Origin of the sequence: Streptomyces sp. URMC 123, from assembly GCF_051386515.1 — a bacterium.
GTDB lineage: Bacteria > Actinomycetota > Actinomycetes > Streptomycetales > Streptomycetaceae > Streptomyces.
In genome coordinates, this window is the sequence record NZ_JBPQTV010000517.1 from 1 (window position 1) to 2877 (window position 2877).

The 2877-nt window shown below is 81.1% G+C and carries 1 protein-coding gene and 1 pseudogene; both read left to right on the top strand.

All coding sequences use genetic code 11. The features are described from left to right. A pseudogene (locus ACSNOD_RS30190) lies at positions 1–204 on the top strand (FAD binding domain-containing protein); the annotation flags it as partial. Beyond that, on the top strand, positions 201–2877 hold a 2677-nt coding region (locus ACSNOD_RS30195; protein WP_436770265.1), incomplete at its 3' end, for a 2Fe-2S iron-sulfur cluster-binding protein. The pseudogene ACSNOD_RS30190 and the gene ACSNOD_RS30195, both read left to right, overlap by 4 nt.

Genomic DNA, 2877 nt, shown 5'->3' on the forward strand with positions numbered 1-2877 from the left:
GTCCCAGTCGATCAGGGAGGCCACCCAGCGCTCGCCCCCGAGGCGCTGGCGGCGTTCGGCGAGTACGTCGCCGCCGCGTGCGTCCTCGACCCGCCGCCCCCGGCGGACGGCGGACCGGCCGCCGGACCGCCACCGGCCGTACTGCACCTGCGGCGCACCGTCGCCGCGCTGGCCCGCCGAGCACTTGGGAGGGCGCTCGCATGAGCTCCGAATCCGACCGGCCGCCCGTCGCGCCCCCCAGCGGGGCCGACGGCGGCGGGTGGCAGCCGCTTCCCCGGGGCGGCGAACTCGACGCGGACGCCACGGCGTTCGTGCAGTTGCCGGACGAGCTGCTCGGCCGGGGCGGGCTGACGCCGGGCGCGGACCCGCTGGCCGCGCCCGGCCAGGGGTATGTGCCGCCGCCGCTCTCGTCGTTCACGCCTTCGGCTGGTACGGGGGCGCCGGGGGCGGGTGCGCCGGGCGTGTCGGGGGCGGGTGCGGGTGCGCCGGGCGAGGCCACGGGCGCGTGGGGTGCCGCTGCGGCGGATGAGCGCGGTGGGGCGACGGGTGCGCAGGGGTTTCCCGGCGGTCCCGGCCTCCCCGGCGTGCCGGGCTTTCCGGGCGTCCAGGGCTATTCCGGCGCGTCGGGCGAGGCCGCGGGCGCGTGGGGCGCGTCGGCGCCGGGTGACGCTGCCGGCGTTCAGGACATGTCCGGCGTACAGGGTTTCTCCGGTGCGCCGGGTGTGCCCGGTGCGCCGGGTGTGAGTACGGGTGCGGGCGCGGGTGCGTGGGGCGCGCCGGTGCCGGGCGACGGTGCGGACACGTCGGGGCGTACGGGGCAGCCGCACGGCGCGGGTGCCGCCGGTGCGCCCCCGTCGGGTTCCTGGGGCAGCACTCCCGGCGCGCCGGGCGGGATCGGCGCGGACGCCGGTGACATCGCCGCCTCCGCTCCCTATGGCGTATGGCCCGCCCCCGCTCCGTCGACCCCCGCCGACACCGGTGCCTGGCCGTCCTCCCCGCCCGCCGGCGGAACCGACGGTGCGGTGCCCATGGCCCCGTACGGGCAGGGAGGTTCGGGCGTCGGCGCGGTGCCCGGGGCGCCGGGCGTTCCTCCCTACGGCGCGGGCCCCGGCACGGGCTCCGGCGCGAACCAGGGCGCGGGCTCCGGCGCGCACCCCGGCGCGGGCGTGCCGCGCGGGAACGGCGCCGAAGCGGTGGCCGAGGGACCGGCGGCCCGGGAACCGGCGGTGGCGCCCGAACCGGCGCCGCCCTCTTCGCCCCCGTCGCCTGCCGAGGGCAGCTCCGGCACGCCCAGTGCATGGGTGCGGGCGGCGGTCCAGCCCGGCCCCGGGCAGCCGACCGCGGCCGACGCGCGCAGCGTTCAGCTGCCCCGCCAGGCGACCGGCGGCGACGCGCCGGACGCGGCCGCCTGGCCGCACGGCACCGCCGGGCACGCCCCTTCGGGCGCCCCCGGCGCCTGGGCCGCCGACGGCACCCGGAACGACACTCGCGCCGACGCCGCCCCCGTGGAGGGCTCGGGCGAGGCGCCGGGCGCGCCGACGCCCTGGCACTCCGTGACGTCCTCCGCCTCCGCGCACGGCGCGCCGCCGGAGCACGCGGGCGCGGACGGCGGCGCGCCGTCCGAGGGCGCGCTCGACACGGCCGCGTACCGGTCGGCCGCCCCGGGCGTGTCGGCGTACGCGGCCCCCGGGGCCATCGGCGTGTCGGCGCCGGCCGCCGCCCCCGTCGCTTCCTCCGCCACGGTCGGGGTGGACACCGTGCCGCTGCCGACCGTCTCCGTGTCGGCGCAGCCGCCCACGGCCACCGGCCACGAGCCGGAGCCGGCCGGCGTGTTCGCCCGTCCCGGCGCCGCCCTGCCCGCCGAGGCGTCCGCCTCGTCCGGTGCGTCCGGGGCCGAGGGCCCCGGGGGAGACGCGCCGTACGGGGACGTCGCGCCCGCCGGCGGGTCACCCGCTCCGGCGCCGCCCCCACCCATGGAGTCGACCGGCCCGGCGATGGCGCCACCGGCCGGGCCCGCCGAGGTGCCCCCCGCCCCGGCCGGTGGTGGCGCGACGGCCGCCGCCGAGGACCCGAGCGCTTGGGCCGCGGGCGACTCCGCGTCCCCCGGCGATGCCGCGGATGCGGCGGATGCGGCCGAGGCGGCGGTGGACGGCGCGTCCGAGCGTTCCGCCGCCGACGAAACGCCGTCCGGGAGCGCGGCGGGCGAACCCGTGCCGCCGGCCGCCGAGGCCCCGGACCCGGTCGCCCCCGCCGATCCCGTGGACGCCCCGGCCGCCGACGCGGGGCCGGCCGCCGACGCCCCGGAGGCCGGGGAACACGACGACCTCGCGCCGGAGCCGTACGACGAGCACGCCTGCGCCAGCTACGTCCTCACCGTCAACGGCGCCGACCGGCCCGTCACCGGCGCCTGGATCGGCGAGTCGCTGCTCTACGTGCTGCGGGAGCGGCTCGGCCTGGCCGGCGCGAAGGACGGCTGCTCGCAGGGCGAGTGCGGGGCCTGCTCGGTGCAGGTCGACGGCCGGCTCGTCGCCTCCTGTCTGGTGCCCGCGGCGACGGCCGCCGGCTCCGAGATCCGTACGGTCGAGGGCCTGGCGTCGGACGGCGCGCCGTCCGACGTCCAGCGCGCGCTGGCCGCCAGCGGCGCGGTGCAGTGCGGGTTCTGCGTGCCCGGACTCGCCATGACCGTGCACGACCTGCTCGAGGGCAACCACGCGCCCACCGAGCTGGAGACCCGGCAGGCCATCTGCGGCAATCTGTGCCGCTGCTCGGGCTATCGGGGCGTGTTGGACGCGGTGCGCGAGGTGGCCGCCGCGCGGGCCGCGGCGGCGGAGGCGCCCGACGCCGGGGACGCCCCCCGCATCCCCCACCAAGCGGGCC